The 18535-nt window shown below is 70.3% G+C and carries 16 protein-coding genes and 1 pseudogene; 8 read left to right on the forward strand and 9 right to left on the reverse strand.

Annotation, left to right across the window (positions count from 1 at the left end; translation table 11 throughout):
- The first annotated feature begins 45 nt into the window (after nucleotides 1-45).
- The gene (locus tag OG912_RS31460; RefSeq protein WP_327712269.1) at nucleotides 46-606 is read left to right on the forward strand and encodes a rhodanese-like domain-containing protein; all 561 of its coding nucleotides are present in this window, start codon (nucleotides 46-48) and stop codon (nucleotides 604-606) included.
- A 52-nt stretch (nucleotides 607-658) separates the two neighbouring features.
- Here the strand turns inward: OG912_RS31460 and OG912_RS31465 are convergent, their stop codons facing one another.
- Both OG912_RS31465 and OG912_RS31470 read right to left on the reverse strand, forming a co-directional pair.
- A complete protein-coding gene (locus OG912_RS31465) occupies nucleotides 659-2344 on the reverse strand; it encodes a DUF885 domain-containing protein (protein WP_327712270.1) in 1686 nt (561 codons plus the stop codon).
- A gap of 35 nt (nucleotides 2345-2379) precedes the next feature.
- Nucleotides 2380-2901 carry an Lrp/AsnC family transcriptional regulator gene (locus OG912_RS31470; protein WP_326734847.1) on the reverse strand — a complete coding sequence of 174 codons (522 nt, stop codon included), beginning with the start codon at nucleotides 2899-2901 and terminating at the stop codon, nucleotides 2380-2382.
- A gap of 59 nt (nucleotides 2902-2960) precedes the next feature.
- Between OG912_RS31470 and OG912_RS31475 the strand changes: the two genes are divergently transcribed.
- Nucleotides 2961-4202: a trans-sulfuration enzyme family protein gene (locus OG912_RS31475; protein ID WP_327712271.1), complete on the forward strand. Its 1242-nt coding sequence runs from the start codon at nucleotides 2961-2963 to the stop codon at nucleotides 4200-4202.
- Here the strand turns inward: OG912_RS31475 and OG912_RS31480 are convergent.
- From OG912_RS31480 to pdxR, 3 genes are all read right to left on the reverse strand, one after another.
- Complete coding sequence (locus OG912_RS31480; RefSeq protein WP_327712272.1) at nucleotides 4138-5538, reverse strand: GNAT family N-acetyltransferase; 1401 nt, start codon at nucleotides 5536-5538, stop codon at nucleotides 4138-4140. The two genes, OG912_RS31475 and OG912_RS31480, sit on opposite strands and share 65 nt — an antisense overlap.
- 192 nt (nucleotides 5539-5730) lie before the next feature.
- Nucleotides 5731-7311 carry an alkaline phosphatase D family protein gene (locus tag OG912_RS31485; protein ID WP_327712273.1) on the reverse strand — a complete coding sequence of 527 codons (1581 nt, stop codon included), beginning with the start codon at nucleotides 7309-7311 and terminating at the stop codon, nucleotides 5731-5733.
- Between the two features lie 113 nt (nucleotides 7312-7424).
- Nucleotides 7425-8882 (reverse strand): MocR-like pyridoxine biosynthesis transcription factor PdxR, encoded by a 1458-nt coding sequence (gene pdxR / locus OG912_RS31490; protein ID WP_327712274.1) that lies wholly within the window; start codon nucleotides 8880-8882, stop codon nucleotides 7425-7427.
- A gap of 47 nt (nucleotides 8883-8929) precedes the next feature.
- Between pdxR and OG912_RS31495 the strand changes: the two are divergent.
- A pseudogene (locus OG912_RS31495) lies at nucleotides 8930-9778 on the forward strand (DMT family transporter); the annotation flags it as partial.
- A gap of 57 nt (nucleotides 9779-9835) precedes the next feature.
- Here OG912_RS31495 and OG912_RS31500 read toward each other — a convergent pair.
- Nucleotides 9836-10669 carry an alpha/beta fold hydrolase gene (locus OG912_RS31500; RefSeq protein WP_327712275.1) on the reverse strand — a complete coding sequence of 278 codons (834 nt, stop codon included), beginning with the start codon at nucleotides 10667-10669 and terminating at the stop codon, nucleotides 9836-9838.
- A 152-nt stretch (nucleotides 10670-10821) separates the two neighbouring features.
- Between OG912_RS31500 and sigJ the strand changes: the two genes are divergently transcribed.
- Nucleotides 10822-11703: an RNA polymerase sigma factor SigJ gene (gene sigJ, locus OG912_RS31505; RefSeq protein WP_327712276.1), complete on the forward strand. Its 882-nt coding sequence runs from the start codon at nucleotides 10822-10824 to the stop codon at nucleotides 11701-11703.
- Between the two features lie 300 nt (nucleotides 11704-12003).
- Nucleotides 12004-12771: a GntR family transcriptional regulator gene (locus OG912_RS31510; protein ID WP_327712277.1), complete on the forward strand. Its 768-nt coding sequence runs from the start codon at nucleotides 12004-12006 to the stop codon at nucleotides 12769-12771.
- A 46-nt stretch (nucleotides 12772-12817) separates the two neighbouring features.
- On the opposite strand, the gene OG912_RS31515 is transcribed toward OG912_RS31510, so the two are convergent.
- The 3 genes from OG912_RS31515 to OG912_RS31525 form a co-directional block, all read right to left on the reverse strand.
- Nucleotides 12818-13975: an ROK family transcriptional regulator gene (locus OG912_RS31515; protein ID WP_326734839.1), complete on the reverse strand. Its 1158-nt coding sequence runs from the start codon at nucleotides 13973-13975 to the stop codon at nucleotides 12818-12820.
- A 168-nt stretch (nucleotides 13976-14143) separates the two neighbouring features.
- Nucleotides 14144-14794, reverse strand: a complete 651-nt coding sequence (locus OG912_RS31520; protein WP_327712278.1) for a response regulator transcription factor — start codon at nucleotides 14792-14794, stop codon at nucleotides 14144-14146.
- Between the two features lie 25 nt (nucleotides 14795-14819).
- Entirely contained in the window at nucleotides 14820-15992 is a 1173-nt protein-coding gene (locus OG912_RS31525) for a sensor histidine kinase (RefSeq protein WP_327712279.1), read from the reverse strand.
- Nucleotides 15993-16099: 107 nt separating this feature from the next.
- Here OG912_RS31525 and OG912_RS31530 point away from each other — a divergent pair, with 107 nt between their 5' ends.
- The 3 genes from OG912_RS31530 to OG912_RS31540 all read left to right on the forward strand — a co-directional run bounded on the left by OG912_RS31530 (nucleotide 16100) and on the right by OG912_RS31540 (nucleotide 18343).
- A complete protein-coding gene (locus OG912_RS31530; protein WP_327712280.1) occupies nucleotides 16100-17044 on the forward strand; it encodes an ATP-binding cassette domain-containing protein in 945 nt (314 codons plus the stop codon).
- A gap of 2 nt (nucleotides 17045-17046) precedes the next feature.
- Nucleotides 17047-17784 carry an ABC transporter permease gene (locus tag OG912_RS31535; protein ID WP_327712281.1) on the forward strand — a complete coding sequence of 246 codons (738 nt, stop codon included), beginning with the start codon at nucleotides 17047-17049 and terminating at the stop codon, nucleotides 17782-17784.
- Nucleotides 17785-17875: 91 nt separating this feature from the next.
- Nucleotides 17876-18343, forward strand: coding sequence for an SAM-dependent methyltransferase (locus tag OG912_RS31540; RefSeq protein ID WP_327712282.1), 468 nt, complete (start codon nucleotides 17876-17878; stop codon nucleotides 18341-18343).
- Nucleotides 18344-18535: the final 192 nt, after the last annotated feature.

The raw sequence follows: 18535 nt of genomic DNA on the forward strand, positions 1-18535 counted from the left end.
GGATCTCATCTTCCGGCGGACCCTCGCCGATCGTAGATTTTCACCATGACTTCGCAGCTCACCGCCACCGACACCGCGGTCGCCACCCGTACCGATACCGCGGTTGCCACCGCCACCGCCACCGATACCGCGGTCGCCACCGCCACGAACCCCGTACTGCGCGTTCCGCCGGCGGCTCCGGCCGTGGCCGCCGCCTACTTCGGTGCCTCGCTCGCCTTCCACGCCGATGTCTCGGACGTCGCCGCGGCACTGGCGGCCGAGGGCGGCCCCGGCTTCGTACTCCTCGACTCCCGCTCCACCGCGTCCTGGGACCAGGGGCACGTCCCCGGGGCCGTACATCTGCCGACGGCGCTCATCGCCGCGCAGGCACGGGACCTGCTCGACCCCGCGGTGCCCGTGGTCACCTACTGCTGGGGACCCGGATGCAACGGCGCCACCCGTGCCGCACTCGCCCTCGCCGAACTCGGCTACCAGGTCAAGGAGATGCTCGGCGGCTTCGAGTACTGGGCGCGAGAGGGCTTCGAGTTCGAGACCTGGCAGGGGCGTGAGCGTCGTACCGCCGACCCGCTCACCGCACCGGACACGTCCGGCGACTGCGAGTGCTGACCCCGCCCGGCCGGTCCCGGACACCGCGTCCGGGACCGGCCGGGCGCTCCGGTCAGAGCTTCGACAGCTCGTCGACCAGATCGTCCAGACCCAACGGGCCCTGGGACAGGGCGGCCATGTGCCAGGACTTGAGGTCGAAGGCGTCACCGTGCGCCGCCCGGGCGTTCTCCCGGCCGAGCAGCCAGGCACGCTCGCCCAGCTTGTAACCGATGGCCTGACCCGGCATCGAGAGATAGCGGGTCAGCTCGCTCTCCACGAAATCCGCGGGCCGGCCGCTGTGGTTGCCGAAGAACTCCTGGGCCAGCTCCGGCGTCCACCGCTCACCGGGGTGGAACGGCGAGTCGGCCGGGATGTCCAGCTCCGCGTGCATGCCGATGTCCACGATCACCCGGCAGGCCCGCATCATCTGGGCGTCGAGATAACCCAGCCGGCGCTCGGCGTCGGGCAGGAAGCCCAGCTCGTCCATCAGCCGCTCCGCGTACAGCGCCCAGCCCTCGGCGTTCGCGCTGACGATGCCGATGGACGCCTGGTAGCGCGAGAGGCTCTCGGCGACATGGGCCCACTGGGCCAGCTGGAGGTGATGGCCGGGCACGCCCTCGTGATACCAGGTGGAGACCAGGTCGTACACCGGGAACCGGGTCTCGCCCATCGTCGGCAGCCACGTGCGTCCGGGGCGCGAGAAGTCCTCGGACGGACCCGTGTAGTAGGGCGCCGCGGCGCCGCCGGGCGGAGCGATGCGGGACTCCACCTTGCGGACCCGCTCGGCGAGTTCGAAGTGCGTCCCGTCCAGGGCCTCGATCGCCTCGTCCATCAAGCTCTGCAGCCACACCTGGACCTCGTCGACCCCCTCGATGTGCTTGCCGTGCACGTCGAGATGGGCCAGCGCCTCCCAGGGACCCGCGCCCGGCAGCACCTTCTCGGCCTCGGCCCGCATCTCGGCGAGCAGCCGGTGGTACTCCGACCAGCCGTACGCGTAGGCCTCGTCGAGGTCCAGATCGGTGCCGTTGAAGTAGCGCGACCACCGGGCGTACCGCTCGCGGCCCACCGTGTCCGGCGCGCCCTCGATCGCGGGGGCGTACACCTCGCGCATCCAGTTACGCAGCTCCTCCAGCGACCGGGTGGCCTGCGCCGCGGCGGCGACCAGTCCGGTCCGCAGTGTGTCCGGGCCGGAGGCGGCGAAGTCCTGGAAGAACCCCGTCGTGCCGTCGCCGATCCACTCGTCGAGCTGGCCGATGAAGGTGGTGGTGGCGCGCGGACCGCCGTACAGCTTCCGCTCCAGGCCGAGCGCGAGGGACTCGCGGTAGCCGGCCAGCGCGCCCGGAACCGCCTTGAGCCGCTCGACGACGGCAGCCCAGTCCTCGTCCGTCTCGGTGGGCGTCACCGTGAACACCTCACGGATCGAGTGGGCCGGAGAGTGCAGGTTGGAAACGGCCCGCAGAGCCTCATCGGCTTCGTGTACGGCCAGTTCGGCCGTCAGGCGCTCGCGGAGGAGGCGGCCGCAGCGGCGTTCGGAGTCATCGGTGGCGCCGGGGAGCTGCTCGGCGCGGTCGAGCGACGCGAGCGTGGTGCGGGCCAGTTCGGCCAGTGCTTCCTGGCCGGCGGGGGAGAAGTCGGGAAGGCGGCGCGAGCTCTCCGCGACACCCAGATAGGTGCCGGAGATCGGGTCGAGTTCGATAAATGCGTCGACGTAGGTGTCGGCGACCTGGCGGGGCAGCGCGCTGCTCGGAGTGTCTGACATATGGACATCCTCGTACGGAGAGGGGCTCCGCGTCACTACCGATCGGCACCGTGGACCTGACCCGGACCCGCATCGGCCGTCCGGCCCGAGGGCGGCAGCAGCGGACCGCATTCCCACTGCTGGAATATCAGCCGCGTCTCCACGCGGGCCACTTCGCGCCGCGAGGTGAACTCGTCCAGGACCAGCCGCTGGAGGTCGGCGGTGTCGGTCACCGCCACATGGACCAGATAGTCGTCGGGGCCGGTCAGGTGGAACAACGCACGGGACTCGGGCAGTGTCCTGATCCGGTCGACGAACGGGCCGATGAGCTCCCGGCGGTGCGGCCGGACCTGCACGGAGAGGAATGCCTCGAGGCCGCGGCCCATCCTGGCCGGGTCCAGCCGCAGCTGATGGCCGAGGATGACGCCGGTGCGGCGCAGTCTGGTCACCCGGTCCAGACACGTTGACGGGGCGACCCCGACCTCGGCCGCGAGCTCGCGGTACGTGGTCCGGGCATCGTTCTGAAGCAGCCGCAGAATATGCAGATCCACCGTGTCGAGAGCGACAGAATCGGTCATCTGCCGAACGTAGCACGGCGTACTGCGTAGCTGACCCGGCGGTTGTTCAGAGTGGGGGCATGGACATCCACTCCTCGACGGCGCCCTCGACGACACCCCCGTACCGGGCACCGGCCACCGAAGCCGTGCACGCCGGACGCGAAGACCTCGCAGCACTCGGCCTGCACGCCCCGCCGATCGACCTGTCCACCACCTACCCCAGCTACGACTCCAGGGGCGAGGCGGAACGGATCGACTCCTTCGCCGCCACCGGCGCCCGGCTCGACGGGCCGCCCGTCTACGCCCGGCTCGACAATCCGACCACTGCCCGATTCGAAACGGCCCTGGCCCGCCTCGAAGGGACCGCGAGCGCTGTGGCGTTCGCCAGCGGGATGGCCGCGCTCACCGCCGTCCTGCTGGCGCGCGCGAGCATGGGACTGCGCCATGTGGTGGCCGTCCGCCCGCTCTACGGCTGCAGCGACCATCTCCTGGGCGCCGGGCTCCTCGGCACGGAGGTGACCTGGACGGACCCCGCGGGCATCGCCGACGCGATCCGCCCCGACACGGGGCTGGTGATCGTCGAGACGCCCGCCAACCCGACCCTTGCGGAAGTGGACATCCGGGCGGTCGCGCACTCCTGCGGCTCGGTGCCGCTGCTGGTCGACAACACCTTCGCCACGCCGGTTCTCCAGCGGCCCGTCGAACACGGGGCACGGATCGTGCTGCACAGTGCGACGAAGTACCTGGGGGGCCACGGGGATGTGATGGGCGGAGTCGTCGCCTGCGACGAGGAGTTCGCGGCCCGGCTGCGCCAAGTGCGCTTCGCCACCGGCGGGGTGCTTCATCCGATGGCCGGATACCTGCTGCTGCGCGGTCTCGCCACGCTGCCGGTGCGCGTCCGGGCCGCGTCGGCGAACGCCGCGGAACTCGCCCGCCGACTCTCCGCAGACCCGCGGATCGCCCGTGTGCACTACCCGGAACTGGGCGGTGCGATGGTCTCCTTCGAGGTGTACGGGGACCCGCACGGGGTGATCGCCGCGGTACGGCTGATCACTCCCGCGGTCAGTCTGGGCAGTGTGGACACCCTGATCCAGCACCCGGCCTCCATCAGCCACCGCATTGTGGATGAGGGAGACCGTCAGTCCTCGGGGGTCGGCGACCGGCTGCTGCGCATGTCGGTCGGGCTGGAGGACGTGGAGGACCTGTGGGCCGATCTGTGCCAGGCGCTGAGCGGCGAGGAGCCCGTACGTCAGGCGGTCAGCGCTCCGCCTGCTCGTACGGCGGCAGGGGCAGTGCCGGTGTCGCGGCCAGTCGGGCGGTGATCACGAGAGTCCCCTCCTCGATCTGGTAGTCGAGGGGCAGCGAGAGCGCCCGCATGGCGGCGACCATGCCGGTGTTCGACGCCTGGGTGACGGCGTAGACGCTCTCGCAGCCCGCCTCCAGGGCGAGCGCCACCAGGCGGCCCAGCAGCTCGGAGCCGATGCCGCGGCGCTGCCAGTCGTCCTCGACGAGCAGGGCGACCTCGGTCTCGTCGCCGTCCCAGAGGAGATGGCCGAGGGCCACCGTCCGGCCGGAGGCCGTCTGCACGGCGAGAGTGCGCCCGAAGCGCGGGCTCAGCAGGTGTTCGAGATAGCGGTCGGCGTCCCGGACCGGCCCGTGGTAGCGCAGTCGCAGGGTCTGCTCCGAGCAGCGGTCGTGCATGGCCCTGGCCGCTTCGAGGTCGCTGCGGTCCGCCCGGCGCACGGTGATCGCGTTGCCCTCGGGAAGGGTGAGTACGTGCTCGCTGCGCGGGACGCGGGGGCCGAGCCGGGCATCGAGTTCGACCAGGGCGCGGGCCCTGGCGAACTCCGTGGGCGTGAACGGGAGATAGGGGCGCTCGACGGTGATGACGCCGCCCGACGGATCGCGCAGCCGCATCACCGTCTCCTCCAGCACACCCTCCACGGGAGCGGTCTCCCCGGTGGCGCGCCCGGTGATCGACACGGCGGGCAGCGAGTGAATCGTGCACCGGCCGAGCAGCTGGCGCAGCGCGAGGGGGAGTTCGGCGGCGTCCAGGGCGGTGCGGGTGGCGAGGCCGAGCACCCGGGTGGGTGCGTCCACCAGATCGTGGGCGTCGGCGCGCTCGATCCAGGTGGAGCTGCCGCCGGCTTCGGAGATCGCCCGGGTCAGTTGCGGGGCCGGCAGCGTGGCGGGGGCGCGCAGCAGGAACTCGTCGACCGTGCCCTCGGCCAGTGGATGGGTCTGAAGGGTCAGGATGTCGATCCGGTGGCGGGCCAGCACGATGCAGAGCGCTGCCAGGCTGCCGGGAGCGTCCCGGACCGTCGTGCGCATCCGCCACAGCACCGTCTCGGTGGCGGCGGCGTCCGGCGACGGGGCATCGGACCCGGGGGCCGTCCGTATGGCCGGGGCCCCCGTACCGTCGGCATCCGGCGGTGGTGCGTGGCTGTGGCGCCGTGCCCACCAGGTGTGGAACGCGGCGGTGGCGGTGAGCGCCACGGCCGAGGCGATGAGCAGATACGGTCCGTCCGGCTGGTGTCCGATCAGGTTCGCGATCGCGTCGGCGACGGCGACGGCGGTGAACAGGGCGGCGAGTTCAATGAGGTCCCGCCGCCAGTGGTGGGGGCGGCGAGCACTCTTCGCGGAGGTCACATCAGTCATGACCCCACTGTGACCGAGTGGTGTTGCCTGATCACGAACTCCTTGTGACCGATGGGTTAAGTGTGGATCTAGTCGCCTATCGTCTGTTTTTGGCCGGTTGGCAAGCCGATTTTGAGCGAGGTTGGAACGGGAATCGGCGCGAGGTGCCTGCTTCTCACCCCGGCCCGGTGCCGGCAGGCCGAGCCGCCGGGCTCACTGCCCCACGCGCCCCGGCTGCAGCGTGGTGCTGAACAGGACGGACCCGCCCTGTTCGCGAAGGTGCACGGTCAACTCGCCGCTGTCACCGTCGATGTCCACCTCGCCGAAGAGCGCAGGCGTCTCCATCGGCGAGACGTTCGCCCGGTCGGGCGCCTGAACGAACACCTGGTCGGGTCCGAACGTGCCGTCCAGCGCGTTGGACGGGAACTGTCCGGCCGCCAGCGGCCCCGTGACGAACTCCCAGAAGGGTGCGAAGTCCTTGAAGGCCGCACGCTCGGGGGCGTAATGCTGGGCCGAGGTGTAGTGCACGTCCGCCGTCAGCCACACGGTGCCGGTGATCCGGCGGTGCTTGATGAACCGCAGCAGTTCGGCGATCTGCAGTTCGCGGCCGAGCGGAGCCCCTGGATCGCCCTGCGCCACGGCCTCGAAGTCCGTGGCACCGTCGGCGACGACCAGCCCGAGCGGCATGTCCGCGGCGATCACCTTCCATACCGCCCGGGACCTCGACAGTTCCCGCTTGAGCCAGGCCAACTGCTCGGCGCCGAGGATTCCGGTGGTGTCGTCGGGCTGCCGGCCGGGGGAGTTGGCGTTGCGGAAGGTCCGCATGTCCAGCACGAACAGGTCGAGAAGCGGTCCGTGCCGCACGACCCGGTGGACCCTGTCCCCGCCCGTGACTCCGTGCAGGGTCGACACCGGGAAGTACTCGCGGAAGGCCCGCATCGAGCGCGCGGCCAGCACGTCCACGTTCTTCTCGGTGTACCGGACGTCATCGAGGATCTGCCCGGGATACCAGTTGTTGCGCACCTCGTGGTCGTCCCACTGAATCACCGAGGGAACCTGCGCGTTGAACCTTCGGAGGTTGTCGTCCAGCAGGTTGTAGCGGAAGTTCCCCCGGTACTCGGCGAGTGTCTCGGCGACCTTCGCCTTCTCCTCGGTGGTGACGTTGCGCCAGACACGCCCGTCGGGCAGCGTCACACGCGGCTCGATCACCCCGTCCGCGTAGATGTTGTCCCCGCTGCAGAGGAAGAAGTCGGGGTCGAGGCGGCGCATCTCGTCGTACACCCGGTAGCCCCCGATGTCCGGGTTGATGCCCCATCCCTGGCCCGCGATATCGCCGGACCACAGAAATCGCACACCGTCCCGCCGGCGTGCGGCCGCGGTCCGGAAGGTGCCGTACACCGGTTCGCCGGTGCGGCGGGGATCGTCCGGAGCGGCGAGCGTCACCCGGTAGTGCACCTGCTCGCCGGGCGGCAGCCCGTACAACGGCGTCGTCCCGGTGAAGTCCGTACCGGGACCCAGCAGCGGGCCGTGCCAGGTGCGGGCACGCCGGAACGACTCCGTCGCCGATGTCTCCACCACCATCCGGGCCGGCCTGTCGGAGCGCACCCAGACCAGTGCGGAGGAGGACGTGACATCGCCCACCTGCACACCCCAGGCCGCGTCCGGGCGGCCGGACCGTGCGAAGGCCGGGGCCGCCGCGCCCGCCACGGGGAGTGCGAGAGCGGCCGAGGCGGCCAGCGAACCGCGCAGCACGGTACGTCGGTCGGGGGACGGGAATCGCGGACGGGACGGCATCGAAGGGCCTCCGGGGCAGCGGGTCGGACGCGCGGACTGATGAGCGAGGGGCCCACCCTCGCGTCCGCCGGAGTCGTGCACACCAACGCGAGGTGAATACCCGGCCCGCCGCCTCAGCGATTTCCCTGACAGGCCGCGGCCAGCCGCTGCACGCCGTGTGCGATGTCCGCCGGCGACAGGTGCGCATAACCCAGCACCAGACCGACGGATCCGTCGTCGCTTCGCGTGGCACCGCAGTCGCTCAGCGGCCGTAGGGCGATCCGGTCCTCCTCGGCGCGGGCGATGAACTCCGCCTCGGGGCCGTACCGTTCGGGCAGCCGGGCGATGATGTGCAGCCCTGCCGCGATTCCGCTGACCTGGGTGCCCGGGAAGTGTTCGGCAAGTGCCGTCGTCAGGACGTCACGGCGTTCCCGGTACGCGCGCTGGCAGCGGCGCAGCTGGCGGTCGTAGCCGCCCCGGGCGATGAAGTCGGCGAGCACCGCCTGGTCGACGGCGGGGTTGCCCAGGTCCATGGTGCGCTTGCGGTCGGTCAGTTCGTCCGTCAGCGACGCCGGTGCCAGCAGCCAGCCCAGCCGGAGGCCGGGCGCAAGCGACTTGCTCACCGAGCCGGTGTACGCGACGCGCTCGGGGTCGAGTCCCTGCAGGGCGCCGACGGGCGCGCGGTCGTAGCGGAAATCACCGTCGTAGTCGTCCTCCATGATCAGCCCGTCGGTTTCCCTGGCCCAGTCGAGCAGTCGGCTGCGGCGGGCAGCGGAGTACGCGATTCCGGTGGGGAACTGGTGGGCCGGCGTCGTCACGACGGCGCGTACGCCGGAGCCCACGAGAGGGCCGACCTCCAGTCCTTCGTCATCGAGCGGCAGTCGCGTCGTGGTCAGGCCAGCCGACGCGAAGAGCGAGGCGTGTTCGGGGCTTCCCGGGTCCTCGACACCGACCGTGCGCAGTCCACGGCCGCGCAGGACGAATCCGAGCAGTGTCGTCGCCTGGGCGACGCCCGAACAGACCAGCAGGCGCTCAGGGTCGGCCACCACACCGCGGCGCCTCGTCAGCAGGGCGGCCAGGGCGTCGCGGAGTTCGGGAAGCCCGCGCGGATCCGGATATCCCAGGGCGCTGTGCGGCAGCCGGCCGAGAACCGAACGGTAGGTGGCGGCCCAGGCGCTGCGGGGGAAGAGCGAGAGATCCGGGGTGCCGGGGCGGAAGTCGATACGGGTGCATCGGGCGCGTGGAGCGCGATCGCGGGCACCACCGGCCGCCGCACGAACCGATCCGCTCACCCATGTACCGGCCCCGCGTCCGCTGCGCAGATAGCTCTCGGCGGTCAGCTGTTCGTAGGCCTCCGTGACCAGGCCGCGTGAGACGCCCAGGTCGGCGGCGAGCGCGCGGCTGGAGGGCAGCCGGGTGCCCGGCACCAGCCGACCGGAGCGGACCGCCTCACGCAGCGCCGACTGCAGGGCGCGTCCGCGCCCACGGACGGGTGCCGAAGCGGCCGGGAGCAACAACTCCCAGGCGGCCGAAACGGATTCCTGTGCACCGCCACCACTGCCGGACACTGAACTGGTCCCCGAAGACGTCATGAAGGTGGACCTTAAACCGGACCGCCCGGCTGTCTAGCGTCGTTGCCATGAACGTGACCTACCTGCGCGGCGCGCTCCTCGCCGCATTCGCCTGCATCCTCGTGGGTGCTTCCTTCACCGCCAACAGCGTTCTCGGCGACTATCCCTACGCGGGTGGTCAGGCCCTGCGCTACGGTCTGGCGGGCCTGCTGCTCGTGCCTCTCCTGACACGGGCCGGGGAGCCCCGGCCCGTCGCCACGCTGAGGGGGCTCACCGGCAGGCAGTGGGGGCGGCTCGCCCTGCTCGCCGCTGTGGGTATGGTCGGCTTCAACCTGGCGGTCCTTGCCGCGGAGCGGTCCGCGGAACCGGCGGTTCCAGGAGTGTTCGTCGGGTGCGCGCCGATCCTCGTGGCTGTTCTCGCACCCTTGCTGGAGAGGCGCCGGCCGGCGCGGGCCGTGCTCTACGCCGCGGTGCTGGTTGCCGCGGGAGCCGTCACCGTCCAGGGCTGGGGGCGTACGGACACGGCCGGCATCGTCTGCTCCGTCGGTGCGCTGGCGGGCGAGGTGGGCTTCGCGGTGCTCGCCGTTCCGGTGCTGCGTCCGCTGGGGCCCAAGCTGCTGTCCGCCACGGTGTGCGCGATCGCGGCCGCGGAGTCGGCGGTGCTGGGCGTACTGGTCGACGGCGCGGGATTCCTGCGGCTGCCCACGCCGGGCGAGGCGGCTGCGCTCATCTGGCAGGCCGCTGTGGTCACCGTGGTCGGCTTCGTCTGCTGGTACAGGGGTGTGCAGCGGATCGGAGCCGAGCGGGCCACGCTCTTCTCGGGTCTGATCCCCGTCTCTGCCGCGCTCACGGCCCCGCTGGTCGGTGCGGGCTCGTACGGTCCCGCCCAGGCCGCCGGCAGTTGTCTGGTCGGGCTCGGCGTGGCGATCGGCTCGGGCATCCTGCACCGACGAGGCCGCGAGCGGGCGGTGGACTCAGCGGCTGGTGTCGAGGATCACCCGCGCCACCAGAGCCGGGTCGTCGTTCATCGGGACGTGGCCGCAGCCGGGAAGCCGGACCAGCCGGGCGCCGGGGACGGTGTGCTTGGCCCGGATGCCCTGGCGCCGCAGGAGCAGCCGGTCGCGGCTGCCCCAGGCGATGGTCACCGGCAGCCCCGGCACGTCGTCGGCGAACAGGACGTCACGGCCGGCGGCCAGCGTCCGGTGGAAGCCGGTCGCCCGGCGCAGGGCCAGGGTCTCGGACACAGCGGCCTCCGGTGAACGCCGCCCGGGCCGGGCGTAGATGGTGCTGGTCAGGACCGTGCGGCCGGCCGCGGAACGGGACAGTCGCTCGATGAGGGGCAGCGGCATCGACTCCGCTGCCAGCCTCATGGCGCGGAGCGTACCGAACGCGTACCGGCGTTCGCGGTCCGTCCAGAACCCGGCGGGGGAGAGCGCGGTCACCGAGCGTGCGAGCTTCTCGCGCCCGAGCTCCAGTGCCAGCAGGCCGCCGAGCGAGTTCCCCGCCACATGGGGGCGGTCCACGCCGATCGCCTCGCAGAAGGTCCCGAGCAGCGGTGCCACGGTGGTCAGGTCGTACGGAAGGTCGTCGGGAAGCCCGGGGGAGGCGCCGAAACCCGGCAGGTCCATCGCGATGACATCCCGTTCCACGGCCAGGACCGGGATCACCGGGTCCCAGGCCTGACGGTGGTGGCCGATGCCGTGGAGCAGCAGCAACGGCTCTCCGGAACCGGCACGTTCGTAGGCGACGGACACGGTCCGCGGTCGTCCTCGGGGTGACTCGACGGTGAACGAGACCGTGGTGGCCATGGAGGGTGCTCCCGGGTGAGGCGACACGTACGAACCGTGCCTGCAAGCGGCTTAGACATTCCGTCAACAACAATTACCGCAGGTAGCTTGTAGTTCAAGAGGGCGACGGCGGGGAACTGGACACCGTGCTGCGGGTCGGCTGGGATGGGCAGGTGGCAGCCGAAACCGTGACCGACGTCTTCGAAGAGCACCGGCCCGTACTCATCGGGGTCGCCTATCGCATGCTCGCCCGGATCGCCGACGCCGAGGACGTGGTCCAGGAGGCCTGGCTCCGCTGGTCGGCCGCTTCACGGGAGGACGTGCGTGAACCGCGTGCATTCCTCGTCAGGATCGTCACCCACCTCGCCATCGACCGGCTGCGCCAGCTCGGTACGCGACGCGAGGCGTACGTGGGGCCGTGGCTGCCGGAGCCCCTGGTCACCGACTTCGGGCCGACCGCGCCCGACACGGCGGAGCAGGCTGTGCTCGCCGACTCCGTGTCCGTCGCCGTCCTTGTCGTCCTCGAGTCGCTGTCCCCGCTGGAGCGCGCCGTCTTCGTCCTGCGCGAGGCCTTCGGATTTCCCTACGCGGAGATCGCCGCGACGCTCGACAGGACCGAAGCAGCCGTGCGCCAGCTCGCCGGGCGCGCCCGCCGTCACGTGGAGGAACGCAAGCCGCGCTACGACGTCGACCCCGCTCAGCGCCGTGACCTCACGGAACGCTTTCTGGCCGCGGCTGCCGGCGGTGACATTGCCGCGTTGCTCACGCTGCTCGCACCGGACGTGCGGCTCGTCGGCGACAGCGGCGGAAAGTCGAAGGCGCCCCTGCGGATCCTGCAGAGTGCGGACAAGGTCGGCAGGTTCCTCTTCGCCGTCGCCGGTCAGATCCCCGACCTGACGATCCGCTTCCTGGAGCTGAACGGCGGTCCGGCGGTGCTGGTGCTCTCCGGCGGCAAGCCGGACTCCGCAGTCCAGGTGGACGTACGGGGTGGAGTCATTCAATGCGTATATATCGTCCGTAACCCTGACAAGCTCACTTTTTTCGCCCGCGAGTAGGTGACCGGAGCCGATGGGCCGCTTCTCCGGAATCGGCTCCCGACTGCTCGTGCCGGGAAGTTGCCCAACCGACTGCCTCAGCCCCACGGACCCGCTCGGACGTGGGGCTTTGTGCTGCGTACGGCCCTTCTTCCGCGAACGTCCTGTGAACGCTGTGCGGCGGATCGCCGGTTCGCGGCCCTTCGGCCGGAGGATTGGTCTTGACCAAGGGGATGCGCCGTCCTATGGTCTCAACGTTAAGACAGGAACCTTTAATAAATAACGTCGCGGAAAAGCCGCTGGGCGAATGCGGAGGACAGGGTGGGGACCACGCAGCTGGAATCGGTACAGGAGCCGAAGTACTGGCACCTCAAGACCGTGCTCAGTGAGGCACTCGACTCGGACTTTGCGGTGGGGGAGATCCTCCCCAATGAGCGCGAGCTCGCCGCCCGGTTCGGCGTCGCCCGGGCCACGCTCCGGCAGGCCCTGGAGCAGCTCGAACTCGAAGGCAGGCTGCAGCGCCGCCGAGGAGTGGGTACCACCGTCGCCCCGCCGCGCGTGGGCGTCGCCGTCTCCACCGCTCAGCACGACTGGACCGGAGGCGGTGCGGGCGAGGCATGGCAGGCGGCCGACTGCCGGACGGCCGCCGCACCGGCCGCCGTGGCCGGCCTGCTCGACGTGGCAGGCGAGGAGCCCGTCCACATCGTGCGCCGGATCCGACTCACCCACGGACAGGCGGTCGCGGCGGAGCTGCTGTACGTACCGGCGTCCTCTGTCCCGGATCTCTCCGCGATAGACACCCCGTCCGGCCCCGCCAGGGCCCGCAGCGTCGTCCGTGAACTGCACCGGCTGGGCCTCGACGGACAGGACCGATCCGTGGAGCTCGGCTCGGCTCGCGCGGACGACGCCAAGGAACTCGACCGGCTTCCCGGCGCCCCCGTGCTCGTCGTGACGACCCGCTACCTCGCGGCCGGTGGCACGGCTGCCGTCTCCGTCGCCACGTACCGGGCCGACACCTGCCGGCTCACCTTCGGCGACTCGGGCGATCTGGAGATCAGTCACCACGATCAGACCCGCCAGGCATCCTGACCGAATGACCGCCCGCCCGGGGCGTGCACCGTACGGCCCGTCGCACTCAGCGGCGGGCCGTCACCGTTCCCTCCACGGCGAAGAGCTGCTCCTCGACATGGTCGAGCGCCAGCCGCAGGGCACCGGTGGCCACGGCCGCCTCACCGAGCAGTGACAGCGTCACCCGAGGGGGCCGCAGGCAGTACCGGGCCAGCTCACCGCGGAGAGGGTCCAGCACCCCATCCAGCCCGGCGGCCCAGCCGCCGATGACCACCAGCTCCGGATCGAGCGCCAGGACCAGCGCCGCCACATCATGGACCAGGCGCTGGATGAACCGCTCGACGGCGGCCTGCGCCTGCTCGTCGCCGTGCCGGGCCTTGGCGAACACTGCGGCGACCGCGTGCTCGTCCAGCGGGTCCAGGGGGGTGTCCGTCGTCGACAGCAGTCGCTCCGGTGTGACGTCACGTCCCAGGAGATGCAGCGCACCGATCTCGCCGGCCGCCCCGCCGAAACCGCGGTGCAGCCGTCCGCCGATCAGCGAGCCCGCCCCCGGGCTCAGGCCCGCCAGTACGAACACGATGTCGTCGGACTCCGTGGCCGCGCCCTTCCAGTGCTCCGCGACGGCCGCCGCGTTCGCATCGTTCTCCACGAGGACGGGGCAGCGGAACGAGCGCCGCAGGCGCTCACCGAGCGCCAGGCCCGTCCAGTCCGGAAGAGCGGTGCCCAGCCGGACGGTGCCGTCGGCCTCCACGATGCCGGGGCTGCCCACGCCGACCGCGCGCAGGCTGCTGCGGGCCACGCCCGTGCGCCGAAGGACATCGGCGACCACGGTCCGTACCCTGTCGAGGCGGTCGTCCGCGCAGGCGGTCTCCGAAACCTCACGAGAGCCGGCGCCGATGATCCGGCCGTCCAGCCCAGACAGCAACGCCGAGACCCGGTGCGGGCCGATCTCGATGCCCAGCAGATGTCCCGCCTCGGCCCGGAACCGGAACCGGCGGGCGGGGCGGCCCTGACGACGTGCCTCGGCACCGTCGGGGGCCGACTCGACGACCAGCCCGGCCTCGAACAGCCCCTCCACGACGCCCTCGACCGTAGGCCGGGACAGGCCCGTGATCCGGGTCAGGTCCGTGAGGGTCGGTGATTCCGCACCCCGGAGGGCATGCAGAACCACCGCAGAATTGATCCGACGCAGCAACGACGGGTCCCCACCGGTCAGCCGGCCCACGGTGTGTCCTCCCAGCTCGTGCGCATGTCAGGCGGATCGTACTCGCTGCTCAGGGACTGGGCGAGCGTGGGCGGCAAGTCGCCGGACTCGGGTGGCCAGGCTGCCAACCCTTGGATGGACAAGCCCCGGAATCCCTGGGTGGCGTGGCCGCCAGGAACACCCGCGGTCTCAGCTCGGAGAGACGAATCCGGACTCGTAGGCGGCGATGACCGCCTGGGTGCGGTCCCGCGCCCCCAACTTCGCCAGCACGGCGCTGACATGGGTCTTCACCGTTTCGACGCCCACCACGAGCCGGGCGGCGATCTCGGCATTGGACAGACCTCGGGCCATCAGCCGCAGCACGGCCGCTTCGCGCTCGGTGAGCGAGGCCTTTTCCATGGCCTCCCGAGCCTTGCTCGTGCCGTACTCGGCGGCGAGCCGGCGGACCGCGGCCGGGAACAGCAGGGACTCGCCCTCTGCCACGAGCCGCACCGAGTGCACGATCTCGGCCGGCCGGGCCCGCTTGAGGAGAAAGCCGTCCGCGCCCGCACGCAGCGCCTCGTAGACGTACTCATCGTTTTCGAACGTCGTCACCACCAGAATCTTCGGTGGGTCGGGCACCGTGCGCAGCACCACCCGAGTCGCCTCGATGCCGTCCATCAGCGGCATGCGGACGTCCATGGCCACCACATCAGGACGCAGCTGACGCACCAACGGAATCACCGCGGCGCCGTCACCCGCCTCTCCCACCACCTTGATGTCGGGCTGGGCCTCCAGGACCGCGCGCAGTCCTGCACGGACCAGGGGTTCGTCGTCGACCAGAAGAACGGTAACCGGCATTCGGTCAGCGTATGCGGTGGGCTGGTCAGCCTATGCGGTGCAGAGGAAGGCTCGCGTGCACCATCCATTCCCCCTTGCACGGTCCCGTCCTGGCGCTGCCGCCCAGCAGAGCGGCTCGTTCCCTGATGCCCCTCAGACCACTTCCACCCCCAGGGGCGGCGGTCGAACCCACGAGCGGATTTGATACTTCCAGGTCAAGTCGGCCGTCGGCGACGGTGATGCGGACGCGGACCGCAACCGATCCGGAATGACGCAGGACGTTGGTGAGGGCCTCCTGGAGGATGCGGTACCCCTCTCGGGACACCGACGGCGGTACCTGTTCCAGCGGACCCGAAACATTCGCATCGACCTCGGCACCGGAACCGCGTGCGGAGTCCAGCAGACGGCCTGCCTCGCTCAGCGACGGCCGCTGCCCCGACGGCGTGCCCGATTCGCGCAGCACTCTCAGCACTCGTTCCAGGTCGTCAAGCGCATCACGGCCCGTCTCCTCGATCGCCGCCAGTGCCCTCTCGGTGAACGCCGGGTCGCGCGCGGCGCGGGCCGCACCCGCCTGAACAACGGCGATCGTCAGGGCGTGCCCGATCGAATCGTGCAGCTCGCGCGCGATCCGGTTGCGCTCCAGCAGCTGCTCCGTACGCTCCTCCAACGCGGTCATCCGCTGTTTCGGAGTGGGGCCGAGCAGCCACCGGGCGGCAGCAGTGATCAGCTCCCCGCATCCCACGACCACGGCCAGCAGTATCACCAGGGGAACCGGAGCGAGGAGCGCGGCCCACCAATGCGTGCCCAGCCCGGCGGCGAACCATTCGGCGCTCGGCTCCGAACCGGCCGCGGAGCGGACGAGATCAACCGTCGTCGCCGGCAGCCACACCGTCGCCATACCGGCCAGTCCGGCACACACCAGCCGTATCTCCAGCCAGAGCGCAGTCCGCCATCGTTCGGACCACGAGGCGGAGGGGGCTACTGAAATGGTTGCCTCGGGGCGGCCCCGTTCCTCGGGCGTCAGCAGCAGCTGCGCCTGGATCCCCTCGGCGAGGCGCATGCCGGGAATCAGCCCCACCAGGGCCGCGAGGACGACCGGAACCCAGGGCGTGTCCATCGAGATGAACAGCCAGACGCTCACTGCGGCGCCAGGCATGAGCAGATGCAGCCACCGGGTGTAGGTGACTGGCGCAGTCAACGGGCGGAGGAAGCTGAGCATGCTGTCATCGTGCCAGCGCGCTCGACCCGACGGCTCCCCCGCGCGGGGGAGATGATCCACACCGGCGGGGGAGGACCGCTGCCCGGTCCGGCGGCCAGGCTGAGCACATGACCACTATCGACGTCAACGACCTCACCAAGGATTACGGCGCCACCCGCGCCGTGGACCGTCTCACGTTCAGTGTGCGTCCCGGCCGGGTCACCGGATTCCTCGGACCGAACGGCGCGGGCAAGTCCACCACCATGCGACTGGTTCTCGGCCTCGACCGGCCCACCGGCGGCACCGCCACTATCGGCGGGCGGACGTACGCATCTCTGGGTGATCCACTTCGCCATGTCGGGGTACTGCTTGACGCGCAGGCCGCCCACGGCTCGCGGACGGCGCGCAATCACCTGCTCGCCCTGGCCACGAGCAACGGTCTGAGCGGGGCAAGAGTCGAGCAGGTACTGGAGGAGGCCGGACTCGGTCACGTGGGGGGCCGGCGGATCAAGACGTTCTCCCTCGGCATGCGCCAGCGCCTCGGGATAGCGGCGGCACTGCTCGGCGATCCCGAAGTGGTCATGCTCGACGAGCCGTCGAACGGTCTGGATCCGGAGGGCATCATCTGGATCCGCGAGCTGATGAAGCGGTTGGCACGGGAGGGCCGCACAGTATGGGTCTCCAGCCATCTGATGAACGAGACATCGTCGTTCGCCGACCATCTGATCGTCCTCGGGCAAGGACGTCTGCTCGTCGACCTCCCGATGCAGGAGTTCCTCGACTCCCGGAGCCGGCCCCGGGTACGAGTGCGGGTTCCCACGATCGAATCACCCCGGCTCGGTGAGCTCCTGACACGCAAGGGGTATCGGGCCCAGCAGAGTGACGACGGGTACTGGACCGTCGACGGGGCGCGAGCGGACGAGATCGGGGCACTCGCCGCCACGGAAGGCGTTCCGGTTCTTCAACTCGTGGACGAGCAGCCCACGCTGGAACAGGCCTACCTGGATCTCACGGCCGGGGCAGCGGAGTTCGAGTCCGCCGCTTCCACATCCACCACCCGACAGGAGGCCTGACCATGTCGACCACCGCAGTTCTGCGCTCCGAGTGGATCAAGATCAGATCGGTGCGCTCCGTCGCCGGATCCCTGACGGCTGTATTCCTCGCCACGATGGCCGTCACGGTGCTCACCTTCGCCACTGTCGGACAGGCCGAGGCGGACAATGCGGATGCCGACCTCGTGTTCGGTGCCTTCTACGCTCTGAACTTCGGTCAGATCGCGGCCATAAGTTTTGGAGCGACAGCGATCTCGTCCGAGTACGTCAGCGGCGCGCTGCGCATGTCGCTGGCTGCGGTTCCGCGCCGCACCCTCTTCTACACAGCCAAGATGTCGCTCATCGGAGGAGCAGCTCTTGCCGTAGGCCTTGTCACGAGCTTCAGTTCGTTTCTGGTCGGGCAGTTGTTCATGGGGGAGTACGCCATCGGGCTGGGAGAACCCGGCGCTCTGAGGGCCGCCGTCGGCAGCGGCATATATCTCGCTCTGATGACTCTCTTCGCCGCTGGGCTGACAGTCCTTTTTCGCAGCGCGGTTGCTGTGCTCAGCCTGCTCATCCCATTCATCTTGATCGTTTCGTTCGTCGTCGGAGACATCGCAGGCGGAGTGGCTGACTATCTGCCTGATCGAGCCGGACAGCTGGTGCTGCACCAGCATCCGGACAGCAGCCTGGGGCCCTGGACGGGGCTATGTGTTACGGCTGCGTGGGCCGGAGTGGCCTTGCTGGCCGGATGGTGGGCACTGCGACGCAGAGATGCCTAGTTGGTGCCGTTCGGGCGCCGTGTTCAGTTGATCGAACATGCTTGTCTTCATCTGGGCACGACGCGGCCGGCCGAGGAGATAGAACCTTTCCATGTCACGCTTCGAGGTCACACCGATAGGTACGGTCCGCAACGACCGGACGGACGTCCAGCACACGGACAACTGGGGTTCCGTCCGCAGCACGATCACCGTCGACGAGCGCTTCGGCGATGCGTGCCTCCAGGGATTGGAGGGCTTCTCCCACGTGGAGGTCCTTTTCGTCTTCGACCGGTTCCCGGAAAGCGCCGACTACCGTGAGCCCCACCCGTATCGCGGCCGCCCCGACCTCCCGCCCGTTGGTGTCTTCGCCGGCCGCGGCCCCCGCAGGCCGAACCGCATCGGGGTGACGTGTTGCGCCATCGAATCCGTCGATGGCCGCGAACTGACGGTGGTGGGCCTCGACGCGGTCTCCGGCACCCCGGTCATCGACCTGAAGCCGACGATGGCGGAGTTTTGCGCAGTGAACATCCAACAGCCGGAATGGGTGAGCCGCTTGATGTCGGAGTACTTTCAGCCATAGGACGGATCCGTCCGCGGGAACCCAGAAGCCCTGCTCCTGCGTTCAGCGCCTCGTGGGCTCGGTCAGCTGCTCACAGGTATGTCAGGTATGTCGGGAGTGGCGAAGCCCGCTCGACTATCGGAACCCGGCGGTGGAAGCCGAAGGCGGTGATCGAGGCGGTGGCCGAAGGGCAGCTGAAAACGTCTCACACTG

The organism is Streptomyces sp. NBC_00464 (assembly GCF_036013915.1).
In the GTDB taxonomy this organism is placed as follows: Bacteria; Actinomycetota; Actinomycetes; order Streptomycetales; family Streptomycetaceae; genus Streptomyces.